The 22,062-nt window shown below is 67.6% G+C and carries 19 protein-coding genes; 11 read left to right on the top strand and 8 right to left on the bottom strand.

Annotated features, from left to right (window positions below; all coding sequences use genetic code 11):
- Positions 1–136 precede the first annotated feature (136 nt).
- The 6 genes from ACXJKR_RS02695 to ACXJKR_RS02670 form a co-directional block, all read right to left on the bottom strand.
- Complete coding sequence (locus tag ACXJKR_RS02695; protein ID WP_457320520.1) at positions 137–838, bottom strand: hypothetical protein; 702 nt, start codon at positions 836–838, stop codon at positions 137–139.
- A 2-nt stretch (positions 839–840) separates the two neighbouring features.
- Positions 841–1,335 carry a hypothetical protein gene (locus ACXJKR_RS02690; RefSeq protein ID WP_457320518.1) on the bottom strand — a complete coding sequence of 165 codons (495 nt, stop codon included), beginning with the start codon at positions 1,333–1,335 and terminating at the stop codon, positions 841–843.
- Positions 1,332–1,940: a hypothetical protein gene (locus tag ACXJKR_RS02685; protein WP_457320516.1), complete on the bottom strand. Its 609-nt coding sequence runs from the start codon at positions 1,938–1,940 to the stop codon at positions 1,332–1,334. The genes ACXJKR_RS02690 and ACXJKR_RS02685 overlap by 4 nt, the downstream gene beginning before the upstream one ends.
- On the bottom strand, positions 1,940–2,584 hold the full coding sequence (locus ACXJKR_RS02680; protein ID WP_457320514.1) for a hypothetical protein: 645 nt from the start codon (positions 2,582–2,584) through the stop codon (positions 1,940–1,942). The genes ACXJKR_RS02685 and ACXJKR_RS02680 overlap by 1 nt, the downstream gene beginning before the upstream one ends.
- Positions 2,581–3,516, bottom strand: a complete 936-nt coding sequence (gene pqqB, locus ACXJKR_RS02675; protein WP_457320512.1) for a pyrroloquinoline quinone biosynthesis protein PqqB — start codon at positions 3,514–3,516, stop codon at positions 2,581–2,583. The genes ACXJKR_RS02680 and pqqB overlap by 4 nt, the downstream gene beginning before the upstream one ends.
- A 455-nt stretch (positions 3,517–3,971) precedes the next feature.
- Positions 3,972–6,083: a sigma-54-dependent Fis family transcriptional regulator gene (locus ACXJKR_RS02670; protein WP_457320510.1), complete on the bottom strand. Its 2,112-nt coding sequence runs from the start codon at positions 6,081–6,083 to the stop codon at positions 3,972–3,974.
- A gap of 239 nt (positions 6,084–6,322) precedes the next feature.
- Here ACXJKR_RS02670 and pedF point away from each other — a divergent pair, with 239 nt between their 5' ends.
- From pedF to ACXJKR_RS02635, 7 genes are all read left to right on the top strand, one after another.
- Entirely contained in the window at positions 6,323–6,784 is a 462-nt protein-coding gene (gene pedF, locus ACXJKR_RS02665; protein WP_457320508.1) for a cytochrome c-550 PedF, read from the top strand.
- Positions 6,781–7,602 carry a substrate-binding periplasmic protein gene (locus tag ACXJKR_RS02660; protein WP_457320506.1) on the top strand — a complete coding sequence of 274 codons (822 nt, stop codon included), beginning with the start codon at positions 6,781–6,783 and terminating at the stop codon, positions 7,600–7,602. Before pedF ends, ACXJKR_RS02660 begins: the two co-directional genes overlap by 4 nt.
- Positions 7,603–7,800: 198 nt before the next feature.
- On the top strand, positions 7,801–9,924 hold the full coding sequence (locus tag ACXJKR_RS02655) for a TonB-dependent receptor family protein (RefSeq protein ID WP_457320504.1): 2,124 nt from the start codon (positions 7,801–7,803) through the stop codon (positions 9,922–9,924).
- A 13-nt stretch (positions 9,925–9,937) separates the two neighbouring features.
- A complete protein-coding gene (locus tag ACXJKR_RS02650; protein WP_457320502.1) occupies positions 9,938–10,879 on the top strand; it encodes a beta-propeller fold lactonase family protein in 942 nt (313 codons plus the stop codon).
- A 21-nt stretch (positions 10,880–10,900) separates the two neighbouring features.
- A complete protein-coding gene (locus ACXJKR_RS02645) occupies positions 10,901–13,387 on the top strand; it encodes a TonB-dependent receptor (RefSeq protein ID WP_457320501.1) in 2,487 nt (828 codons plus the stop codon).
- A 238-nt stretch (positions 13,388–13,625) separates the two neighbouring features.
- A complete protein-coding gene (locus ACXJKR_RS02640) occupies positions 13,626–14,759 on the top strand; it encodes a porin (RefSeq protein WP_457320499.1) in 1,134 nt (377 codons plus the stop codon).
- Between the two features lie 210 nt (positions 14,760–14,969).
- On the top strand, positions 14,970–17,078 hold the full coding sequence (locus ACXJKR_RS02635; RefSeq protein ID WP_457320498.1) for a TonB-dependent siderophore receptor: 2,109 nt from the start codon (positions 14,970–14,972) through the stop codon (positions 17,076–17,078).
- A gap of 22 nt (positions 17,079–17,100) precedes the next feature.
- Here the strand turns inward: ACXJKR_RS02635 and ACXJKR_RS02630 are convergent, their stop codons facing one another.
- Positions 17,101–17,829: a substrate-binding periplasmic protein gene (locus ACXJKR_RS02630; protein WP_457320496.1), complete on the bottom strand. Its 729-nt coding sequence runs from the start codon at positions 17,827–17,829 to the stop codon at positions 17,101–17,103.
- 361 nt (positions 17,830–18,190) lie between these two features.
- On the opposite strand from ACXJKR_RS02630, the gene ACXJKR_RS02625 reads away from it, so the two are divergent.
- On the top strand, positions 18,191–18,856 hold the full coding sequence (locus tag ACXJKR_RS02625) for a type 1 glutamine amidotransferase domain-containing protein (RefSeq protein WP_457320494.1): 666 nt from the start codon (positions 18,191–18,193) through the stop codon (positions 18,854–18,856).
- A gap of 77 nt (positions 18,857–18,933) precedes the next feature.
- On the opposite strand, the gene ACXJKR_RS02620 is transcribed toward ACXJKR_RS02625, so the two are convergent.
- Positions 18,934–19,494, bottom strand: coding sequence for a cytochrome b/b6 domain-containing protein (locus tag ACXJKR_RS02620; RefSeq protein ID WP_457320492.1), 561 nt, complete (start codon positions 19,492–19,494; stop codon positions 18,934–18,936).
- A gap of 111 nt (positions 19,495–19,605) precedes the next feature.
- Here ACXJKR_RS02620 and ACXJKR_RS02615 point away from each other — a divergent pair, with 111 nt between their 5' ends.
- From ACXJKR_RS02615 to ACXJKR_RS02605, 3 genes are all read left to right on the top strand, one after another.
- The gene (locus ACXJKR_RS02615) at positions 19,606–19,872 is read left to right on the top strand and encodes a hypothetical protein (RefSeq protein ID WP_457320490.1); all 267 of its coding nucleotides are present in this window, start codon (positions 19,606–19,608) and stop codon (positions 19,870–19,872) included.
- Between the two features lie 530 nt (positions 19,873–20,402).
- Positions 20,403–21,752 (top strand): serine/threonine-protein kinase, encoded by a 1,350-nt coding sequence (locus tag ACXJKR_RS02610; RefSeq protein WP_457320488.1) that lies wholly within the window; start codon positions 20,403–20,405, stop codon positions 21,750–21,752.
- 29 nt (positions 21,753–21,781) lie between these two features.
- Positions 21,782–22,062, top strand: a 281-nt coding sequence (locus tag ACXJKR_RS02605) for a protein phosphatase 2C domain-containing protein (protein ID WP_457320486.1), incomplete at its 3' end; no start/stop codon positions are given.

The raw sequence follows: 22,062 nt of genomic DNA, 5'->3' as shown, positions 1-22,062 counted from the left end.
GCCCAGGAACCTTCGGCGCCCCAAGCGGGCTGCCGTCACACGCGAAACATCCAACACAGCTTTTGCTCCCTCGGCCGACACGGCCGGGGCGCAGTGTGCCGTGCCAGGGAACGGCCCGGCGCTCGGCCCATGGGTATTACTGCCAGGACTCGAGCTCCAGCGTTCGCGAGCCGCCCACCAGCATCGGCGAGGTGGACGGCTCGCTGCGTTCCAGCTTCACGAGGCCGACGCCGCGGCAATACCACTCCAGTGTCGTCAGCGGCTGGTCGCGGTAGCCGGTGATGGCGTCGACGAAGATCTTCACCGTCGCGCTGCCACGCACGCGCAGGCAGGGCGAGAAGCTGCCTGCCGACGTGCGCACCACGTCGGACACCGCCTCGATTTCATAGGTCATGGGGATGTTCGGATGGCTGTGCTTGATCTCGCGCGGGTAYTCGGCCGTGCGCATCAGCAAGTAGGCCGTCGTCGGCGCCTGCCATTGCGTGCCGACCACGAACGGCGCCTTCAGCACGAAGCGGCCCGGCGCATCGGCCACCGGGTCGGCCTGCATGTCACTCTTGCTGGCCACGCGCACGATGCCGCTGGCGTCGGCACGCAGCCAGTAGTTCACGCCGCTGTCGCTGCGGCGCTGCCAGGCGGGCTGGTCGTCCAGCACCAGCGTGGCCGAGCCCAACGTGCGCAGCGTCAGGCTCTCGCGCTCGCTGGTGTCGGCGCCGCTTCGCGTGGTGACGGTGTAGGTCCAGCGGTGGCCGGCTTCGAGCGGGAACCAGGACTGCCCCTCGGGCGCGCGGCTGCAGCCGGCCAGGGCGATCGAAGCGAGGAAGAAGTAGCGCCGCATGATCACTTCTCGGGAAGCTGCGGCAAGGGCATGTCGCGAAGCTTGACGCGCTGCTCGTCGCTGCCCGGCCGCAGCCAGGCCAGGCCCTTGCGACCGACCTTGGGCTCGGCCGTGCCCAGCTGGGCGATACCGTTGCGCACCTTCTTCAGGCCCTCGTTGAGCAGGGCATGCAGGTCCTTGCTGTAGGGCAACTGGTAGGCACGCGGCTGGGCGGCGGGCCTGCCGTCTTCCACGGCGTTGACCCAGACATAGAGGGCCCCGTCGCGCTTGCCGGCGGGCTCCTCGATGACGGCGGCCAGCAGCACGAAGCGCTCGGGCAGCGGATCGCCGCTGGGCCAGCCCCACAGCGTGTGGATGGCACCCTCGGCGTAGAAGTAGAAGCAGCTCACGCCGACCACCAGCAGGCCGCGCAGCCACACCGGCCAGCGCGACTGCAGCAGGGCAAGCAGACACAGCAGCAGCAGTGCGGCAAAGCTGAGGATGATGGGCAGAGTCATGGTCTTTGCATCAGACTTTTTGGAAGCGTGTTGACGTTGACGACGCTGCCATCGGGCTGCAGCGTGAAGCGCACGGCGGTGGCTTCGTCGCCCTTGCGGGCCAGCTTGACCGTGCCGTAGAAGACGACGTCGGCGCGCGGGTTGACCTTGATGACCGTCACGGTCACCGGCACCGGCTGGCCGTCGTTGGACTGGTAGTACTGGGCGTTGACGATGTGCTCTCCGGGCACGATGCCGCGGATGCTCACCACCTCTTGCCGGAAGGGGCTCTGGATGCGCTGGCCGTTGACGATGGTGGCGGCGTTGGCGTCACCGCGGTCGTCGCGGTCCAGGTACATCAGCCCGGCCTCGCGCTGGCGGAACCACACCAGGTTGCCGCCCGGGTCCTGCACCCAGGTGTCGATGTCGTTGGGGCTGTTGTCCGGCCAGGCGACGTTGATCAGGTACTCGGCCTTGGACGGCACGTCGCCGGCCTTGGTGGCGCGCGGGTTCATGGCCAGCAACGCCACGATGAAGCAGAAGACAAAGCCGATCAGCAGGTTGAACAGCATGTCGTAGAAGGGGTCGACCTCGGCCTCCCTCGAACCCCGGCGCAGGCGGCGCATCACACACCGTCCTTTCGGAGCGCGGCGCGTTGGATGTCGGCCACCAAGGCATCAGCGAAACGGTCCAACCGGGTCAGTTGCAAACCCAGCAGGATGTTGCCCACCAGGCCCACCATGGTCGTCAGCAGCGCCACGCCCAGGCCCGCCGTCAGGCTGCGCAGCAACTCCTGCGACTGCGCCGGGTCGAAGCTCTGCAGCTTGCCGATGGTCAGCGCCAGCATCGAGAAGCCGATGACCTTGCCCAGCAGCCCGAGCTTGAGCTGGATGCCGTTGACCCACCAGGCCGTGCCGTGCGGGCCATGGCTGTGCTCCAGCAGCAGCTCGGTGGCGATGTCGCCAGGCGCGCCCAGGTATTCGGCCGCCCAGCAGGCCTCTCCGGCGCGGGCGAGCCGCGGATCAGCCAGCAAGTCACGCTGGCGCTGCAGCTCGCGCGAGCGCTGGCCGCACCACAGCGTGGAGCACAGGAAGACGGCCATGATGACCAGCGTCAGGCCCGTGGGGTCGGCGCCCAGCAGCAGCGCCCAGACGCCGCGCGCACCCAGCAGCCAGGTGCAAAAGGCCAGGCCGCCGACGAGGGTCAGCCATTCCAGCCACAGTGGCTCGGCCGGGCGCGCGGGCCGTGGGGCGGCGGTCGCTGTGCTCACAGTTCAATCTCCATGCCGTCATGCGCCACCTCGATGCCGTGCGCCAGCAGCTCACGGCGCTGGGCGCCGCCGCGGTCGAGGATGGGATTGCTGTGGTGGATGTGCGTGAGCACCTTGCGCGGCGCGCCGCTGGCCCGCAGCGCGTCGATCATCCCGGGCCGCTCGCCGTGGCGGCTTTGCGGCAGGTGGCCCTTGTCGCTGGCGCTGACCGAGCCGATGCCGGCTTCCTGCATGCCGTGCTCGGTCCAGAAGCTGCCGTCGACGACGACGCAGTCGGCCCGGCGCATCCAGGCCAGCTCGGCCTCGCCAACCTCGGCCAGCGCTGGCGACAGGAAGACGCGCCGGCCCGTGCGCAGGTCCTGCACCTGCAGCGCGATGCACTCGCCTGCTGCCTCGCTGCGCAGCCGCGCATGCCGCGGCGCCCGCGCCGGCACGGCCACGGCGGCAAAGCTCAGCGCCGGGAAGCCCGGGATCTCGAAGGCGGCGCTGCGCACGTCGCCGGCGATGGGCAGCATGCGCCAGCGCACGCGGCAGTAGCTCTCCAGCACGTGCAGCAGCGGCAGCTCGGCCGTCAGGTCCTCGAACACCAGCGGCGTGGCATAGACCTCCAGCTCACGGCTCTCGCGCAAGGAGAGCAGCCCGGCCACGTGATGCAGCCGCGAGTCCAGCAGCACGACGGCGCGGATGGGCATGTCGCCCGCGTGGGCCGGCTGCAGCGCGGGCGTGGCCCGGATCTGCTGCGGCAGGTCGGGGCTGGCGTTGATGAGCAGCCAGCCCTCGCCGGGCCGCCCGTCCTGCGAGATGGCGATGGCGCTTTGCGTGCGCGCGCTGGCGTCGAGCTCACCGCGGCGCCAGCTGCTGCACAGCCGGCAGTGGCAGTTCCACAGCGGAAAACCACCGCCCGCGCCGGAGCCGAGGACGAGGAGCTTCATGGGAAGCCGCGCAGAAGAAGACGGGACATGGGAGCAGGCAGTCAGCAGGTCGATGCACCCAGGGGTGCAAGACCCGTGCCTTGCCAGAACGCCGTTGCAGCCGGCGTCAATGAGGGGTTTTGCTCCAGTTCGGCACAGCGCGGTGCAGCACCTCCCCCGGGAAAGTCCCGGGCCTGCATTGAGGCCCGGGAACAACGGTTAGGGCCTGTTAACGCTACGGCAGCAGGCCGCGTTGTAGCCAGAAAGCCCGCGAGCAAGGCGCGAAACGAAGCTTGGGTAGGCCCCAAGCGAGGCTTCGCAACGCCGCGCGCGGGCTTTCTGGCTACAACCCGAAGGGAAGGTCAGCCGCCAGGGGCCACTCRGCGTTGCACCGCTTGCCCGCATATCAATGCGGGCGGCGCACTGCGCCTTGATTGGCCCCTGGCGGCTGACCTTCGCGACTTACTGCCGTAGCGTTAACAGGCCCTGGGCGTGTTCCAGCGCAGCCGGCGGTAGATCGTGTTGCGGCTGATGCCCAACTGCTTGGAGGCCAGCGAGATGTTGCCGCCCGCTGCGTCCAGCGTGGCGCGGATCATGTCGATCTCGGCCTGCTCCAGCGTGCGCGCGCTCGCGGGCTCCGCGGCCGGTGCGACCAGTGCAGGAAGCGCGGCATGCGGCTCGAAGGGCGGCCAGGCCGGCGCCAGCGCGGGCGGCGGGGCCGGTGTCATGCCGCCCACAGCGCGCTGCATGTCTTCGAGGAAGTCATCCGACAGGTGATTCGTCGTCACCAGCCGCTCGCCTGCCGACATCACCGCTGCCGTGCGCAGCACATTGGCCAGCTGCCGGATGTTGCCCGGCCACTGGTAGCGGCGGAACATGGAGAGCACCTGGGGGCTGAGCTCGGGCGTGTCCTGCGGGCGCTCGGCCTGCAGGATGCGCCGCACGATGGCTTCCACGTCGGTACGTTCGCGCAGCGCCGGCAGGCGCAGGGCCAGGCCGTTGAGGCGGTAGTAGAGGTCCTCGCGGAAGGTCTGCGCGGCAATCATCTCGCGCAGGTTGCGGTGCGTGGCGCCAATGACGGCGATGTCCACCGCGATGGACTTGGTGCTGCCCAGCGGCGTCACGCTGCGCTCCTGCAGCGCGCGCAGCAGCCGCGCCTGCAGCGGCAGCGGCATGTCGCCGATCTCGTCCAGGAACAGCGTGCCGCCGTTGGCCTGCACCAGCCGCCCCGGCGCACCCTTGCGCCGCGCGCCGGTGAAAGCGCCTTCCTCGTAGCCGAACAGCTCGGCCTCGATGAGGCTCTCGGGGATGGACGCGCAGTTCACGGCCACGAAGGCCTGGCGGGCGCGCACCGAGTCGTGGTGCACCGCGCGGGCCAGCAGCTCCTTGCCTGTGCCGGTCTCGCCGAGGATGAGCAGCGGGATGCCGCGGTCCAGCACACGCTTGACCTTCTGGATGACGGTCTCCAGCTGCGGGTCGCCGGTGCGCAGGTATTGCAGGCCGGAGAAGCGCTGGGCGCCGTTGGCCGTGGCCGCCGTCGCCACGATGTCCGCCGGCTGGGCCGGCGCGTCCGGGCTGGGCACACCGCCGGTCCATTCGCCTTCGCGCAGCGAGCTGGTGCCCTGCGAGGGCTCGCGCGCATCGATGACGTCGGCCATCTCCGCATTGCGCAGGCCCCCCACCACCGGGCGCGAGGGCCAGTCGAAGCGCGCGCTGACGAAGAAGCTCTGGCCCGTTGGCAGGCACAGCTGCATCGGCGGCGACATCGGCATGCGGAAGTGGTCGTAGATGGCCGCCGGCGTCGTGCCCAGCAGGCTGCTCAGGCTGCGCATGCGCAGCTCCGCGCCGCTGACGCCGAGCTGGTCCAGCGCGGCGCGGTTGGCGCCCAGCAGCCGGCCTTCCGGCGACACGACCAGGATGCCTTCGAGCAGCGTGCCGATGAACTCGGGCCGGCTGTGGAAGTGCAGGCGCAGGCGGTTGTTGTAGTCGTCAGAGAGCCAGTGGTTCTCGATCATGCGGGCCGACATGCGCACCAGGCCCATGGTGTGCTGGTGGTAGCCGCGGTGGTCGCCCGTCACGTCCAGCACGCCGAGCATGTTGCCGCGCGGGTCGAAGATGGGTGAGGCCGAGCAGGTCAGGAAGTTGTTGGCGTGGATGAAGTGCTCGCCGCCATGCACGAGCGTGGGCACCTCCTCGAACAGCGCCGTGCCGATGGCATTGGTGCCCTTGGCATGCTCGGCCCAGTTCTCACCCGGCGCCAGCGCCACGCGGTGRGCGCGGGCCAGAAAGCTGTCGTCGCCCACCGCGTGCAGGATGGTGCCCTGCGCGTCGGTCAGCACGATCATGCTTTCGGTGTTGACGATCTGCTCGTAGAGCAGCTGCATCACCGGCGCGGCGTGGGTGTACAGGCGTTGGTTGCGTTCGCGCGCGAGGTTGAGGTCGCTGCGGATCATCGGGTCCAGCCCGCTTTTCTCGTGGCGCTTCAGGCCCAGCGCTTCGCTGCGCTGGTGGCTGCGCTCGATGAAGGCCTGTCGTGGGGGCCCCGGCGGCGCCGGGCTGGCCGGCGCTTCGGTCTCGATGGTGGGCATAGAGGCTCTCATGCGCCTGCCTGTCGCAGGCTTGTCTCGGCGGTGGCGCGGTCAGTGCCACGCCTGTCTGTGTCTGGCGGCCATCGTGTCCCAAAGCGGTTCGGCTGTCCATGACACAGGTCAAGCGCCGACACGGTCGGTGTTCCAGGTTGGAACAGTTCCGTCCTGGCATGTCGCTTGCAGCGCAGGGACAGAGCCCGAACGGGCCTGCAAACCCAGACAACGACCGGAGACAACCCATGAAATTCCATCCCCGCTTCATCGCCGGCAGCCTGTGCGTCGCGGCCGTCGTGGCCTGGGCCCACGGCGACGTCACCCCCCAGGCCGTGGACACCAGCAGCCTGCCCCAGCTGGGCGAAGGCTGGCGACCCGAGAACCCCTTTCGCGGCGATGAGGCCGCCATCAAGATCGGCAGCTCGGCCTTCAACCAGAACTGCGCGCGCTGCCACGGCCTGGAGGCCATCTCGGGCGGCATTGCGCCCGACCTGCGCCGGCTGGACAACGACTGCAGCACGCTGAAGGACGCCGCCAAAAAGGCCGCCTGCGTGAAGGAGAACGACGACTACTTCCTGAACACCGTGCGCCACGGCCGCAGCCGCAACGGCGCCGTCTACATGCCGCCCTTCGAGGGCGTGTTCACGCAGGAAGCGATGTGGGCGATCAAGTCCTACCTGGAAGTGCGCCGGGAGAAGCCGCTGTGAACCGGCGCCACATCCTCGCCTGGGCCGCCGCCAGCGCCCTCACCGGCACGGGGGCGAGCGCCGCCACGCTGGCCCAGGTGCGCGAGCGCGGCCGGCTCATCGTCGGCCTGTACGAGGACATGCCGCCCTTCCATGTGAAGGGCAAGGGCATCGACATGGAGCTGGGCCAGGCGCTGGCCGAGGCCCTGGGCGTCAAGTTCGCGCCGCTGGCCTTCAATGCCGACGAGAACATGAACGACGACCTGCGCAACATGGTCTGGAAGGGCCACTACCTCGGCCACGGCCCGGCCGACGTGCTGATGCACGTGCCGGTGGACCGCCCGCTGATCGAGGCCACGCCGCAGGCCCGCATCTTCGGGCCCTACTACCGTGAGCGCGTCATGCTGGCGCGGCGTGTGGATGAGCTGCCACGGCTGGAGACGCTGTCCCAGCTCGGCACACGCCGCGTGGCCGTGCCCGGCCAGACGCTGGCCGGCTGGCTGATGATCGGTGCGGACGGAGGCGCCTACCGGGAGCAGCTGCTGACGCAGTTCAAGGACGGCTGCGAGGCCGCCCGCGCACTGCAGCGCGGCGAAGTGGCCGCCGCCGCCGGCCTGGCGTCGGAGCTGGAGACGGTGCTGGCTGGCGACGCGGCCTACCGCATCGAGCCCCTGCCGTCGCCGCGTGCGCCGCGCGACGGCTGGGCGGCCGGCATGGCCGTGAAGCGCGACGCCACCGATCTCGCCCAGGCCCTGCAGGACGCGTTGAACCAACTGGTCAGCCAAGGCCGCGTCGCCGAGATCTTCACCAAGTACAAAGTGGCCTGGCGTCCGGTCTGAAGAGGGTGAAAGGAAATCCCGCATGCCCGCTTTGACTCCCCAAAACACCCCGCTCGTCGTTGCAAATGCTCGCCGTAGCCTGAGCTACGGCTGTGCTTTGCGCCTAAATCGGGGCGCTTTGGGAAGCCCTCTCGGCCACGCCGGATTCCCTCTCACCCTCTGAGCTTCGAGCCGGCCCGACCGCATCTGGAGATACCCATGAAAAAGAGATTTGCGCCCGCGGCGCGAAGGACGGCACTCGCACTGGCAGCCGCCAGCGCGGCCGCCCACGCCGCACCCGCACCCGCACCGACCGTCCTCGAACCCGTCGTCATCACCGCCACGCGCACTGAAGCCACGCCTTTCGACGTGCCCGCTTCCATCAACCGCATCGACGGCGACGCGCTGCGCGCCGGCCGAGCCCAGGTCAACATCTCCGAGGGCCTAGGGCAAGTGCCGGGCCTGCTGGCACGCGACCGCCAGAACTACGCCCAGGACGTGCAGATCTCGGTGCGCGGCTTCGGCGCGCGGGCCAGCTTCGGCATCCGCGGCGTGCGTGTCTACGTGGACGACATCCCCGCCACGCTGCCCGACGGCCAGGGCCAGATCACCAACGTCGAGATCGGCACCGTGGGCCGCGTCGAGGTGCTGCGCGGGCCGTTCTCGGCGCTGTATGGCAACTCCTCGGGCGGTGTCATCAGCATCTATTCCGAGAACCCCGCCGGCCCGCCGCGCCTGGACGCCGGCGTCAGCTTTGGCAGCGACGGCCTGCGTCGCGTGGCCGCGTCTGCCAGCGGCAGCGCAGGCGCCATCGGCTACACGCTGGGCGCCAGCCGCTTCGAGACCGACGGCTACCGCCAGCACAGCCAGACCGAGCGCCGCCTGGGCAACGCGCGGCTGAACTTCAAGCTCGGCGCCGACACGCAGCTGACGCTGATCGCCAACAGCGTCGAGCTGCCCGAGGCGCAGGATCCGCTCGGCCTGACCCGTGCCCAATGGCAAGCCGACCCGCGCGGCGTCGACCCCGGCGCGCTGAGCTTCAACACCCGCAAGACGATGAAGCAGCAGCAGGGCGGCCTGGTGCTGGAGCACGGCATCGACAGCGCCAACACCCTGCGCGTGATGGTCTACCAGGGCCACCGCACGACGATGCAGTTCCAGTCCATCCCGGTCGCGACCCAGGCCAATGCGCTGCACCCCGGCGGCGTCATCGACCTGGCGCGCGACTATCAGGGTGCCGATGTGCGCTGGCGCTGGAAAAGTGCCACCGCCAGCGTCATCGCCGGCGTGGCCGCCGACGAGCTGAGCGAGCACCGCGTCGGCACCCAGAACTTCATCGGCACGACGCTCGGTGTTCAAGGCGCCCTGCGCCGCGACGAAAGCAACCGCGTCAGCAACGCCGACCCCTATCTGCAGGCCGAATGGCGGCCCACGCCGGCCTGGCTGCTCAACGCCGGCGTGCGCCGCGCCAAGGTCAGCTTCCGCTCGACCGACGCCTACATCACCAAGACCAACCCCGACGACAGCGGCGCCGCCAGCTACTCGGCCACGCTGCCGGTGCTGGGCGCAAGCTTCGCGGTCAGCGAGCGCCTGCGCGTCTACGCCACCGCCGGCCGCGGCTTCGAGACGCCCACGCTCAACGAGCTGGCCTACCGCCCCAGCGGCGCCACGGGCCTGAACTTCGGCCTGCAGGCGTCGCTGAGCCGCAGCATCGAGGCCGGCATCAAGGCCCGGCCCTGGGACGGCGCCGAGTTAGCGCTGGCGCTGTTCCAGACCGGCACCGAGCACGAGATCGTCACGCAGACCAACCTGGGCGGCCGCGCCACCTACCAGAACGCCGGCGCCACCCGCCGCCGCGGCCTGGAAGCCTCGGGCTCGTTCCAGCTCGCGACCACGCTGCAGGCGCAAGTCGCCGCCACCTGGCTGGACGCGCGCTACCGCGACGGCTTCCTGACCTGCACCGCCACGCCCTGCGCTGCCGCCAACCAACAGGTCAACGCCGACAACCGCATCCCCGGCATTGCCCGCACCGCGGTCTATGGCGCGCTGACCTGGCAGCCCGCAGGCGGCTGGCGCTTCGGCGCCGAGGCGCGCGCGCTGAGCAAGGTCTACGTCAATGACCTCAACAACGACGCCGCCCCCGGCTACGCGACGCTGGCCGCACACGCGGGCTACCAGCTCAGCCTCGGCCCCTGGGAGCTGGGCGCCCTGCTGCGCGTGGACAACCTGGCCGGCCGCCGCTACGCCGGCTCCGTCATCGTCAACGACGGCAATGGCCGCTTCTTCGAGCCCGCACCGGGCCGCACCTTCCTCGCCAGCGCCAACCTGAGCTATCGCTTCTGAACCGGAGACCTTCATGGCCCGCCTGTTGCCCACCCTGACCCTGCTTGCCGCGGCAGTAGCCCAGGCCCAAGCCGGCCCACTGGCCTATGTGTCCAACGAGGGCTCCGGCACGCTGAGCGTCATCGACACCGCCACCGACGCCGTGCTCTACGAACTGCCCGCGGGCGCCAAGCCGCGCGGTGCCGTCATCAGCCCTGACGGCCGCCGCGCCTACGTGAGCGACCAGCCCGGCAACCGCCTCGTCGTCATCGACCTCGCCGCGCGCCGCCAGGCCGGCGAGATCCCGCTCGGCGAGTCGCCCGAAGGCCTGGGCCAGTCGCCCGACGGCCGCTGGGTCGTGGCCGCCGTGGAGGAGGCCAACGAGATCGTCTTCGTCGACACGCGCACCATGGCGCGCAGCTTCGCCGTCAAGGTGCGCGGCAAGAACCCTGAGCACGCCGTCTTCAGCCCCGACGGGCGCTGGGTGCTGGTCAGCGCCGAGGAAGGCAGCGCCGTGGATGTCATCGACGTGGACAAGCGCAGCCAGGTCGCGCAGATCCCGGTCGGCACGCGCCCGCGCGGCATCGGCTTCTCGCCCGACGGCCGGCGCGCCTTCGTCGCGGCCGAGATGTCTAGCGAGATCTACGTCATCAACATGCAGACCTTCTCGGTGCAGGACAAGCTGATGGCCGGGCCCAAGAGCAATGGCATCAGCGTGCACCCCGACGGCAGGCGCGTTTTCATCTCCAACGGCGGCGATGCGACCGTGTCGGTGCTGGATGTGGAGCGCATGGCCCTCGTCGCCACCATCCCGGTCGGTCAGCGGCCCTGGAACATGGCGCTGACGCCCGATGGCCGCAAGCTCTATGTGGCCTGCGGGCGCTCGGGCGCGGTGTCGGTCATCGACACCGAGACGCTGCAGCGCGTGGCCGAGGTGGCGGTGGGGAAGCTGCCCTGGGGCGTGGTGATCCGCTAGCAGCGGCAACCGGGGAACCCCATGACTCACCGCCACAGCAGTTGCTGGGCGGCGCTGGCACTCGCCTATGCGTCCGCCTCTCACGCCCAGATCCAGCTCGAACGGGTTCAGGTCGTCGGTGTGTCGCCGGTGGCCGGCGTCGACATCCCGCGCGACTGGATCCCCGCCGCCGTGCAAACGGCGCGCGCCACCGACATCGAGCGCAGCCAGGCCCTGGACCTCGCCAGCTTCATGAACCGGCGCCTGGGCAGCGTCCACCTCAACGAGATGCAGGGCAACCCGCTGCAGCCCGACGTCAACTTCCGCGGCTACACGGCCTCGCCGCTGCTGGGCTCGCAGCAGGGGCTGTCGGTCTACCTCGACGGCGTGCGGCTGAACCAGCCGTTTGGCGACGTGGTGAGCTGGGACTTGATTCCCAAGGCGGCCATCGCTTCCATCGCGCTCAACCCGGGCTCCAACCCGCTGTTCGGCCTGAACACGCTGGGCGGCGCCCTGAGCGTGCAGACCAAGGACGGGCTGAAGCAACCGGGCACGTCGCTGCAGCTGACGGCCGGCTCACACGGCCGCCGCGCCGCCGAGTTCGAGCATGGCGGCCATGACGGCGAGGGCACGCATTGGTACACGGCCGGCCACAAGTTCCGCGAGCGCGGCTGGCGGGTCGATTCAAAGTCCGACGTGAACCAGCTCTTCGCCAAGCTCGGCCACCGCAGCGCTGACACCGACATTGCACTGACCGCGTCGCTCGCCGACACCGACCTCAACGGCAACGGCCTGCAGGAGCAACGCTTTCTCGAACGCGACCGCGCCAGCGTCTACACGCGCCCGGACAACACCCGCAACCGCGCGGCACTGCTCAACCTCGCGCTTTCTCATTCGCTCGGCGAGCAGTGGACGCTGGCCGGCAACGCCTACGTCCGCAGCATCCGCACGCGCACCTACAACGGCGACCTGAACGACGACGCGCTCGACCAGTCGCTCTACCAGCCCAGTGCCGCCGAGCGCGCGGCGCTGGCGGCTGCGGGCTACACCGGCTTTCCCACCGCGGGCGAGAGCGCGGCCAACACGCCCTTCCCGAAGTGGCGCTGCATCGCCCAGGCGCTGCTGAAGGACGAGCCTGGCGAGAAGTGCAACGGCGTCATCAACCAGACCCGCACGAACCAGCACAACGCCGGCTTCACCACCCAGCTCAGCCACGACGGTCGGCTGCTTGGCTTGCCCAGTCAGTCCCTGATCGGCGCGGCGGCCGACTTCAGCCGCAGCCATTTCGTGCAGGGCTCGGAGCTGGGCTACCTGAATGCCGACCGCAGCATCACCGGCGTCGGCGCCTTCGGTGATGGCGTGAGCGGCGGCAACGTGGACGGCGCGCCCTACGACACCCGCGTGGACCTGGCGGGCCGCACGCGCACGCTCAGCCTGTTCGCCAGCACCGTGCTCACGGTGGCGAGTGGCACGCACCTGACCGTGTCCGCCCGCTACAACCACAGCACGGCGCGCAACCGCGATGCCATCACGCCAGGTGCCGGCCCGGGCTCACTGGACGGCGACCACGCCTTCAGCCGCCTCAACCCCGCGCTGGGCCTGACCTTCACGCCGGTGGCCGGCGTCAACGCCTGGGCCGGCGTGAGCCAGGGCAGCCGCGACCCGTCCTCCATCGAGCTGGGCTGCGCCGACCCGGCCAACCCCTGCAAGCTGCCCAACGCCATGGCCGGCGACCCGCCGCTCAGGCAGGTCGTCACGACGACCGTCGAGGCGGGCATCCGCGGTGCGTCTGGCGGGCCACTGGCCTGGAGCGTCGGCGTGTTCCGCTCCGACAACCGCGACGACCTGCTCTTCGTCACCGACGACGCGGCAGGCTTTGGCTACTTCAAGAACTTTGGCAAAACCCGCCGCCAGGGTGTGGAGCTGGGCCTGAGCGGGCAGCCCGCCAAGGGCCTGGCGGCGGGCATCAACCTCACGCTGCTGGACGCCACCTACCGCACGGCCGAGCGCGTCAACGGCGCGTCCAACAGCAGCAACGACTCGGCCCGGGCGGGCTTGCTCGGCGTGGACGGCAATATCGCCATCCGCCCCGGCGACCGCATCCCGCTCGTGCCGCGTCGCATGCTCAAGCTCTATGCCGATCTCGACCTCGGCGATGCGTGGTCGCTCGGCGCCGACGCCATCGCGATGAGCGGCGCAGCAGCGCGCGGCAACGAGAACGGCCTGCACCGGCCCGATGACACGTACTACCTCGGCGCGGGCCGCAGCGCCGGCTACGCGGTGGTCAACATCAACGCGGCCTGGAAGCCGATGAAGGGGCTCAAGCTCTTCGCCCAGGTCGGCAACCTGCTCGACCGCGTGTATGCCACCGCCGCGCAACTCGGCCCCACGGGTTTCGACAGCGCGGGCAATTTTCAGAGCCGGCCCTTTGCGGCCAACGCGAACGGCGACCGGCCGTTGCGCCATGCGACGTTCTACGCGCCAGGCGCGCCGCGCAGCGTGGTGGTGAGCGTGAAGTACAGCTTCTAGCGAGAAGCCCTCGGGCACTGCTGCGCGCCGCCACACCCACGCTGCACGGCGGCACAGCGCGCGCCCGCGCCACGCAACAGCCCGCGTCGGGGCACACCCGCAGCAGCGTGCCTGCGCGGCACGCGTCATGGCTCCCACTGCGCCGCGCGGCAACGCCCGCGCGGGCACTTCGCTCCAGCCCGGTACTGGCACAGCGCTTGCGCAAAGCACCCTGCCCAAAACCACAACTGGAGACAACATGAACATCCACCACACCCGCACCTTCATCGCCGCCGCGCTCACCGCCGCGGGCACAGCCCACGCCGCCGACTTCAAGGCCGGCGAATGGGACCTGAGCCTGGGCGGCATCATCAACGCCTACTACACCCACACCAGCTGTTCCGGCTCGCAGACCGTCGGCGGCGTGGCGCTGGCGACCAAGGGCCTGGGCTGCGGCGGCACCGATGGCCGCACCGTCATCGGCAACGGCCTGCTGCCCAACGCCCTCACCACCACGGCCAAGACGCGCCAGGACGGCTATGACATCCAAGCCACGCTGATGATCGGCGCGGCCGTCGCCTCGGGCGACGCCATCTCCAACAACAGCAACGTCGACGTGCGCCAGGGCTTCGTCACCTTCGGCAATGCCGACATGGGCAGCGTCAAGCTCGGCCGCGACTACGGCCTGTTCGGCCAGTCCGCCATCCTCGGCGACATGACCCTGCTCGGCGCCGGCGCCCCCGTCAGCGCCACCCAGCGCAACCGCGTCACGCTGGGCCACATCGGCTCCGGCTACACCTACCTCGGCACCTATGGCCAGATCGCCTACAGCCTGCCCGCCAGCGGCGGCTTCTCGGCCACGGTGGCGCTGATGAGCCCCGTCGATGCCGGCGCCGCCGTCGGCCGCAACGAGCCGCAGTTGCAAGCCCTGGCCACCGCCAAGTTCAATGGCGGCAAGGCCTGGGTGGGCGTCAAGCACCAGAAATTCGAAGGCACGGGCGGCGGCGCCAGCTTCACGATGAACGGCGCCGAGGTCGGCGCCAGCGTCAGCGCCGGCCCGCTGGGCTTTGCGGCCAATCTGCAATCGGGCAAGGGCCTGGGCGTGCTGTCCGACGGCGACAGCGGCAACCGCAAGCAGACCAACGTGCTGCTGCAAGCCACCTGGCAGACCACGGCCAAGACCAAGTTCGGCCTGAACTGGGGCGAGAGCAAGCTGAAGGATGGCGTGGCGAGCGACCTGCGCAGCAACACCAATGTGACGGCCGGCCTGTACTACGGGCTGACCAAGAGCGTGACGCTGGTGGGGGAGGTGAGCCGGACGACGTCGAAGCCGGTGACCGGCAGCGACGCCAAGATGAGCGGCGTAGCACTGGGGGGGATCGTGTTCTTCTGACCTATCGCACGGCCCTCGYGGCGACGCGGCGAGGGCGTTAATCCTGGCAAATATCTGATTCGCGTTGCGCGGCTGCGAAAGCAGTCCGCGCCGCCGCCGTGCGGGTCGCGCGGCGCAGACTCCTGGCAGGCCTGCCAGCGCCGAGGCAAACTGAGGCCCGAATGACCCGGAGCTGACTTGCAATCCAGGCGCCGCTCTTTTCATGCCGCGATGGCGGCACTCATCCAGGCGGCTTGCTGTGCCGGCGCCTGGTCGCAGCCCGTAGCCATGGCACCGGTCACTGCGGCCGGCACCGAAGGCAACAAGTTGGAGGCCGTGAGAGTTGAAGCGGCCAGGCAGCCCTATCGCAGCCTCTTCGTCACCGGTGCGATGAAGACCGACACGCCGATCCGCGACCTGGCGCAGAGCGTGCGCGTGCTGTCGGCCGACATGCTGGCGGACGCGGGTGTGACCCAGTTGGCCGACGCGCTGGAGCTCGGCAGTGGCATCGCCAGGCAGAGCGATTTCGGCGGGCTGTGGGACAGCTACGCGATGCGCGGCTTCACGGGCGACCCGAATTTCGGTTCCGACTACATGGTCAATGGCTTCAACTACAGCCGCGGCTATAACGGGCTGCGCGACACCGTCGCCACCGCCATGATCGAGCTGCTGAAGGGGCCGGCATCGGCGCTCTACGGTCGCGGCGAGCCGGGCGGCACGGTCAACATCGTGACCAAGAAGCCGCTGTTCCAGCCCGGCCATGCGCTGGAGGTCTCGGGCGGCAGCTTTGGCCGCCTGCGCAGCACGGCTGACCTGACCGGCCCGTTCAGCGAGCGCCTGGCCTACCGGCTCAACGCCGCCAGCGAGAAGGGCGATAGCTACCGCGACCATGTGCGCTCCGAGCGCCATATGGTGGCGGCGTCCCTGCTGTGGCGGGCCGGCGATGCCACCACCGTGTCCTACGAGCTGGAGCACGCCAGGCAGCGCGCCAGCTTCGACCGCGGCATCGTCGCGATCCGCGGTGAACTGGGCCGCCTGCCCCGCTCGCGCTTCCTGGGCGAGCCCGCTGACGGCCCGCACGCCACCGAGACGACCGGCCACCAGGTCTTCGTCCAGCACGACTTCAACGATGACTGGGCGATCCAGGCCGGCTTCAGTCACCGCGACAGCTCGATCAACGGGATCTCGACCGAGGGCCGCTTCCTGCTGGCCGACGACCGCAGCCTGGTGCGCCAGCGCCGCAGCCGCGACAACTCGGCGCTGGACATGTCGGGCCGCCTCGAACTGCTGGGCAGGCTGCGTGCCGGCGGCCTGGTGCACCAGTTGCTGGTCGGCGCAGATGCGTACCGGTTCATCGACCAACGCAAGCAGTACCGCGTTGCCGTAGCCTCGGTGATCGACATCTACGAGCCGGTCTATGGCCAGGTGGCGCCGCCCATGCCCCTGACCACCTGGACCCGAGAGGCGCAGCGCTCAAGGTCGGTCTACGGCCAGGATCAGATCGACCTGTCGCCGCAGTGGAAGATGCTGCTGGGCGTGCGCCACGACAGTTACGACCAATCGCTCCTGAACCGCCGCAACGGCATCACGACCGCCCAGTCCCTCAGCGCCACCACGCCGCGCGTCGGCCTGGTCTACCAGCCGAGCAAGACGCTGTCGCTGTACGCCTCGGCGTCGAAGAGCTTTCGCCCCAACAGCGGCGTCAGCCGCGCGTTCCAGTCCTTCCCCGCTGAAGCGGGCAGGGCCGGCGAGCTGGGGATCAAGTTCGACACCGCGGACGGCAAGACCAGCAGCACGCTGGCGATCTACAGGATCGCGAAGAACAATGTGCTGACCCCCGACCCGCTGGACCCGAACAACTTCTCGGTGGCTGCCGGCGAGGTGCGCAGCCGGGGCCTGGAGTTCGACATCTCGGGCGAAGTCCTGCCCGGGCTGCGCCTGTCGGCTGCCTACGCCTGGACCGATGCCCAGGTGACCCGCGACAGCAATGCCTTCCTGGTCGGCCGGCGCCTGGCCAACGTGCCGCGCCAGAGCGCCAATCTGATGCTGGTGCAGGCCTTCCTGCTGGGAGCCAATAGCGCGACGTTGGGCGCGGGCATCAACCATGTGGGCGAACGCGAGGGGGCCGTGGCGCCACTCGTGGCAGCCGACAACTTCAAGCTGCCGGGCTACACCACGCTCAAGCTGATCGGCTCGCTGCAACTGGGCAAGCAGTGGCGCGCGTCCCTCGATATCGACAACCTGCTCGACCGGCTGTACTACAGCAGTTCCTATATGMAGGCCTGGGTTCTGCCCGGCGCGGGGCGCAGTTACATGCTCTCGGCGCGATATCAGTTCTGAGCTCGCGGCACAGCTGCGTCACTCACTCACTATATTTTTTGAGTATGGCTTGAAAAGCGCCGGAGCTTTTCAGCTTATCGAGTGCCGCCTGCCAGCGAGCGATTTCCGCATCGGAAATGTCCTTGCTGCAGGCAATGTATATGGGAGAGGTGATCAGTTTGACGGGCGTTTGAACGACCGCATCCAACGAATAGTTCATTTGCTTCAATAGATGGATGACGCCCAACGGTGAATCGCTGACGGCCAAATCGCATCTGCCGAATATCAACATCCTGTAAACGGCTTTGCCGTCGGATGCGCCTGCCTCGAGGTTGGTGAAGCCTGCTGCCTGCATCCTGGAAGTCGTCAGGCCACCGCGCCGGGAGCAAATCGAGCGAACCTTCTTGGTGTCCTCGAGTGTCGAGACTTCAAGAGGATTGCCTTTGCGCTTGTAGAAATAAATGGAACTGTCGCCCAGCGGGCCAATCCATTTGTATTTGGTCTCGCGTTCCGGGGTTCGCAACATCGTGATCAGCATCGTTCTTTGATTGCCTTCCAGCGATGCTTTGGCGCGCATGCTGGGCATTAGCTGAATATCGATATCTGCGTTGAGCGCCTGGGCAATCGCCCGGACGACTTCTACCGAAAAACCTGTCAGTGCGCCATCTTCACTGTAGTTATATGGGGCCCACTCCTCCGTGACGATGCTCAGCTTGCGATCCGCCGCCCAGCAAGAACCGGCCAGAGCGCAGGAAACGGCGAACGCGATCATGCGCCCAGCCTTTCCGGCGTTCGAAGCACAGTTCACAGCCATATTCGAGCCCTTGTATTCCTTGACGGTTGGCGGCTCAAGTCCCAACTGCAACACTTGGCGGTCAATGAGGCAGTGAGGGCAGGGACTGTTGCAAGGCTTGCATGATCACCCGAAAGCGCCAGTTCCAGCGAGCCCGCGGCTGAACGCGCTGCTCGGGCCGCAGATGGTGCTGCACACCCAGCTCTGACGGCCCGCGTCGCGAGCTGGTGGAAGAAGCGAGCGCTTTCAGGCGTGCGCGCGGTCGCGAGCGGCATTGCCGCCTACAAGGCGCGAGCTGACAGCAACCTAGATTTGCGCGTAGCCACTTTGAAGACCATCCATGCGCGCCCTTTTCGTCACCACCAGTGCCACACAACTCTCGCCTGAGCATCAGACCGGCCTGTGGCTGGAGGAGTTCGCCGTGCCCTACCTGGCTGCCATCGAGGCCGGCATCGCCGTCACGGTCGCATCGCCCCGGGGCGGCCCCGTGCCGCTGGACCCCAAGACGGAACCGAGCGACAAGCAGCGCAAGGAATGGGCCATGCCGCTGGAAGCGCTGGGGCACAGCGTCACGCTGGCGTCCGTGCAGGGCGAGACGTTCGACGCCGTGTTCATCCCCGGTGGCCACGGCCCGATGATGGACCTGGCCAAGGACGCCACCTTGCACACGCTGGTAGCGCGGCACGACGCGGCCGGCAAGGTGATTGCGGCCGTCTGCCACGGCCCGGCCGCGCTGGTGCACGCAAGGCGCGCCGACGGCCAGCCTTTCTTCCAGGGCCGCCGCGCCACCGGCTTCACCAATGCCGAAGAATTCCTGGCGCGGTTGAAGGCCGTCGTCCCCTTCCTGCTGGAAGACGAGATGAAGGCCAGCGGTGCTGATTTCCACTCCGCGCCGCTGCCCCTGCTGAGCCACGTGGAGCAGGACGGCAATCTGATCACCGGCCAGAACCCGAATTCGAGCGAAGCCGTGGCGAAGGCCTTGGTCGCGGCGCTCTCAGGCCGCTGACCTTTGCATCGACGCCTTGAACGGCGGCGTTGCCGCCTCCATGACCCGGCAACGCCGCTTGCGGCCGAGCCAGCGGCTCAGCGTTTGCTCGGCCAGGGCAGCATGGCTGCCAGCACGCCGTCGCGGCGCAGGAAGTGGTGATACAGCGCGGCCAGCGCGTGCAGGCCGGCCAGCCACATCAGCACGTCGCCGAGCAGGCCGTGCACGTCGCCCCAGTCCGCCGCCTCGCCCAGGCGCGAGCCGGCGATCCAGGGGAACTCGTCCACGCGCACGCCGCCCAGCAGCGTCAGCGGATGGTGCTCGCTGCCCAGGGCCAGCAAGGCCGTGGCCGGCAAGGCCAGCATCAGGGCCCACAGCACGACGTGCACCAGCTTTGAGAGCCCATGCATCCACGCCGCCATCTCGAAGCGCGGCTTGTCCGGCCGCAGCGCCACCCACAGCAGGCGCAGCAACGTCAGCGCCAACACCAGCAGGCCCAGGGACTCATGCCAGACGATGTCCAGCCGCGTGGCCGGGTCGATGCCCTTGCGCATCATCCGCCCGAAGCCGCCCGGCCCCAGGATGAAGGCCACGGTCACGGCGATGGCCGTCAGCCAATGCAGGGCGCGGCTGAGAGGGTCGTAGCGGGGGGTGGGCATGGGGATGGGGCGGCCAGAACTGTTGTAGTGATTGTGGTGGGCTCGGATTGACGGGGAGTTGACATACGGCAAGGTGTTGACCGGCGGCGACGCGGCAAACGCAAGCGGCGAATGGTGCTGCTGCAGGCCGGCTGGCGGGCCACGGCCAAGACCAAGCTCCGGCTGAACTGGGGCGAGAGCAAGCTGAAGGACGGCGCGGCGACCGATCTGCGCAGCAGCACCAACGTGACGGCCAGCCTGTACTACGGGCTGACCAAGAGCGTGACGCTGGCGGGGGAGGCGAGCCGGACGACGTCGAAGCCGGTGATGGGCGACCACGCGTCCGCGCGACGGCACGAGTTCGAGCGCGGTTCAGCGAGCGGCACTAAAGATTTGTGACCCCGAACCTGCGGCGCTGTCGGGGCGTTGACTTTGCGTTGACGGCTGGAACGGCGGGCGGAGCCGGGTGCGGCCGCCGACCTGCAGCAAGACCAATGTGACGACCGGCCTGTGCAGGTTGACCAAAAGCGTGGCATTCGTAGGCGACGTGAGCCGCACTACTTCGAAGCCGGACGCAGCGAGGCCAGGGTGAACGGATTCGCGTTCGGCGGAATCGTGTTCTTCTGAGCACAGCGGCGCCCGATGCGGCTGCTGTGCTGCGGGGCCGCCCGACTTTGGATTTAAGGCCTGCCCCTAAACCCGCGCCGTGCCGGCCGGTCGATGGCTTGTTGCCCGGGATGCTGTTGGCGTGGCCAATCAGCGTTGAGACCCGCTACTTGAGAAGCAAGGTGAGTCTCGCTAGATCTCAGTAGATAACGCACCGCCTCATAACCCACCAACCCAACGGATCGTCGGGTTGACGGTAGTGTTACCCACTTGCTCGGCTGCCTACAATGTTGGTCTCCACGACCTCCCACAACGGCATCTTCATGGGCACGTACACGTTCGTCCGAAATCTTGGAAATGGTGCTTTTGGGCGAGTTGTTCAGGCACAGAGTGAAGTGGGAAAAATGGTGGCTCTCAAAATGTTCGAGCCATGTGCGTCGATTCTTGCCGCCGTGCAAGCTGGCCAAGTCACGATTGAGGAGCTTCGACGTAGATTCTTCGATGAGGCAAAATATCAAGGCCGAATTCAGCACCCGAATGTCATCCGGGTATTCGAAAGTGATTTGTCCGCAAATCCGCCATATTTTGTCATGGAGCTTGCTGAAGGCACGCTAGCTCAAGACTTGCAGTTTGACCACACACTCAGTGGCGCACCTCATCAGGCGCTATTTGACATTTTGGCGGGACTGGAAGGACTTCATGCGCAAGGCATATTCCATCGCGATTTGAAGCCTTTGAATATTTTGCGATTGAAAAATGGGGACGGCAGTTCTCGTTATGCAATTTCTGATTTCGGGTTGATCAAGATTACCGCGGGCGATGCGACTACGATCACCATGACAGGTGCGCAAGGGGGAACAGAGCGATATGCTGCCCCTGAGCTCATGACAAATTTCAAAAGAGCTACAGCGCGCTCCGATATATATTCCTTCGGTGTAATTCTTTTCGATATATTTGTCGGCGCGGCTCAGCGCGTACCATATACCGAGGCTCATATCGATGGGCCCGTTGGCGCTGTTGCGGCCAAATGCACCAAGGCTGTCCCGGCTCGGCGCTATGCATCGATTGCTGAATTACGGTCGGCACTTTATRAGGCACTGCAGGTAGCCCCGCCCGCATTTGTCTCAAGAAAAGAAGAGGCCATAGTTAAGATGCTCCAGAGCGGGGCAGTACTTAATGATAAAGAATGGGATCGCGTATTTAATTTTCTAGAAGATTCTGCGCCATTCTCTCAAGTCAATGACCTGGTATTGCGATCCTTTTCCAAGGACCATCTAGAGGCACTTAGTCGCGAGGCTCCTGAGCTGCTTATGGCCTTTGCTGATTCCTACATTGATTATGTTGAGCAAGGGCGGGGTCAATTCAATTTTGACTATTGCGACGTTATTGCAGACAAACTCACGTGGCTGGTTGAACTCGGTGAAATTTCAATACAGGCGCGCGCGTTAATCTCAATGCTTGGCTTGGGCGCATCCCATAATCGCTGGTTTGCTGAGCGCCGATTTATTGCCTTGGCCGGTCCACAGCTTAACCCCACAGTTGCTGAAAGAATACTTGCGGAAGTCGAGGTGCGAGGCCTCAATATATTGGCTGACATCCAGCACCTGGAACGCTCTATCAGCGTTAACAGGACCGCCCTTTCACCTGTGCTTCATCGCTTATGGGGGGGCTAGTGCGTAGTCCCGCAATTGCCTCGTTTAGCTTGGCGTACGATGACCAGCGCAATTTTGACGCTATTGGCTCGACGCTTTCGAGCGACGGCAAACTACTTTTGGCAATCGCTGATGGCGTTGGTTCGTCGCTTCATGGGGGCGCCGCGGCCCGCATAGCGGTAGATGTTTGCTTAAAGCTCGGCGAATCTGCGGGCATGGCTGAGATATTTGAGGAGGCTAGTCGGCAGATTCGACTCGCGRCAGCCGATGACCCGACGCAATGGTCTACAACGCTGACGTTTTGCAGAATTGACGGCTCATCGATTTCCGT

This window comes from Roseateles sp. P5_E11, from assembly GCF_054049355.1.
This window is presented reverse-complemented; position numbering and strand designations above follow the sequence as displayed.

Excerpts from the sequence above, each read along its gene's own strand:
- ACXJKR_RS02690 (WP_457320518.1), bottom strand. The coding sequence starts at position 1,335 with ATGACTCTGCCCATCATCCTCAGCTTTGCCGCACTGCTGCTGCTGTGT.
- ACXJKR_RS02685 (WP_457320516.1), bottom strand. The coding sequence starts at position 1,940 with ATGCGCCGCCTGCGCCGGGGTTCGAGGGAGGCCGAGGTCGACCCCTTC.
- pqqB (WP_457320512.1), bottom strand. The coding sequence starts at position 3,516 with ATGAAGCTCCTCGTCCTCGGCTCCGGCGCGGGCGGTGGTTTTCCGCTG.
- pedF (WP_457320508.1), top strand. The coding sequence starts at position 6,323 with ATGAAATTCCATCCCCGCTTCATCGCCGGCAGCCTGTGCGTCGCGGCC.
- ACXJKR_RS02655 (WP_457320504.1), top strand. The coding sequence starts at position 7,801 with ATGAAAAAGAGATTTGCGCCCGCGGCGCGAAGGACGGCACTCGCACTG.
- ACXJKR_RS02650 (WP_457320502.1), top strand. The coding sequence starts at position 9,938 with ATGGCCCGCCTGTTGCCCACCCTGACCCTGCTTGCCGCGGCAGTAGCC.
- ACXJKR_RS02645 (WP_457320501.1), top strand. The coding sequence starts at position 10,901 with ATGACTCACCGCCACAGCAGTTGCTGGGCGGCGCTGGCACTCGCCTAT.
- ACXJKR_RS02640 (WP_457320499.1), top strand. The coding sequence starts at position 13,626 with ATGAACATCCACCACACCCGCACCTTCATCGCCGCCGCGCTCACCGCC.
- ACXJKR_RS02630 (WP_457320496.1), bottom strand. The coding sequence starts at position 17,829 with ATGATCGCGTTCGCCGTTTCCTGCGCTCTGGCCGGTTCTTGCTGGGCG.
- ACXJKR_RS02625 (WP_457320494.1), top strand. The coding sequence starts at position 18,191 with ATGCGCGCCCTTTTCGTCACCACCAGTGCCACACAACTCTCGCCTGAG.
- ACXJKR_RS02620 (WP_457320492.1), bottom strand. The coding sequence starts at position 19,494 with ATGCCCACCCCCCGCTACGACCCTCTCAGCCGCGCCCTGCATTGGCTG.
- ACXJKR_RS02615 (WP_457320490.1), top strand. The coding sequence starts at position 19,606 with ATGGTGCTGCTGCAGGCCGGCTGGCGGGCCACGGCCAAGACCAAGCTC.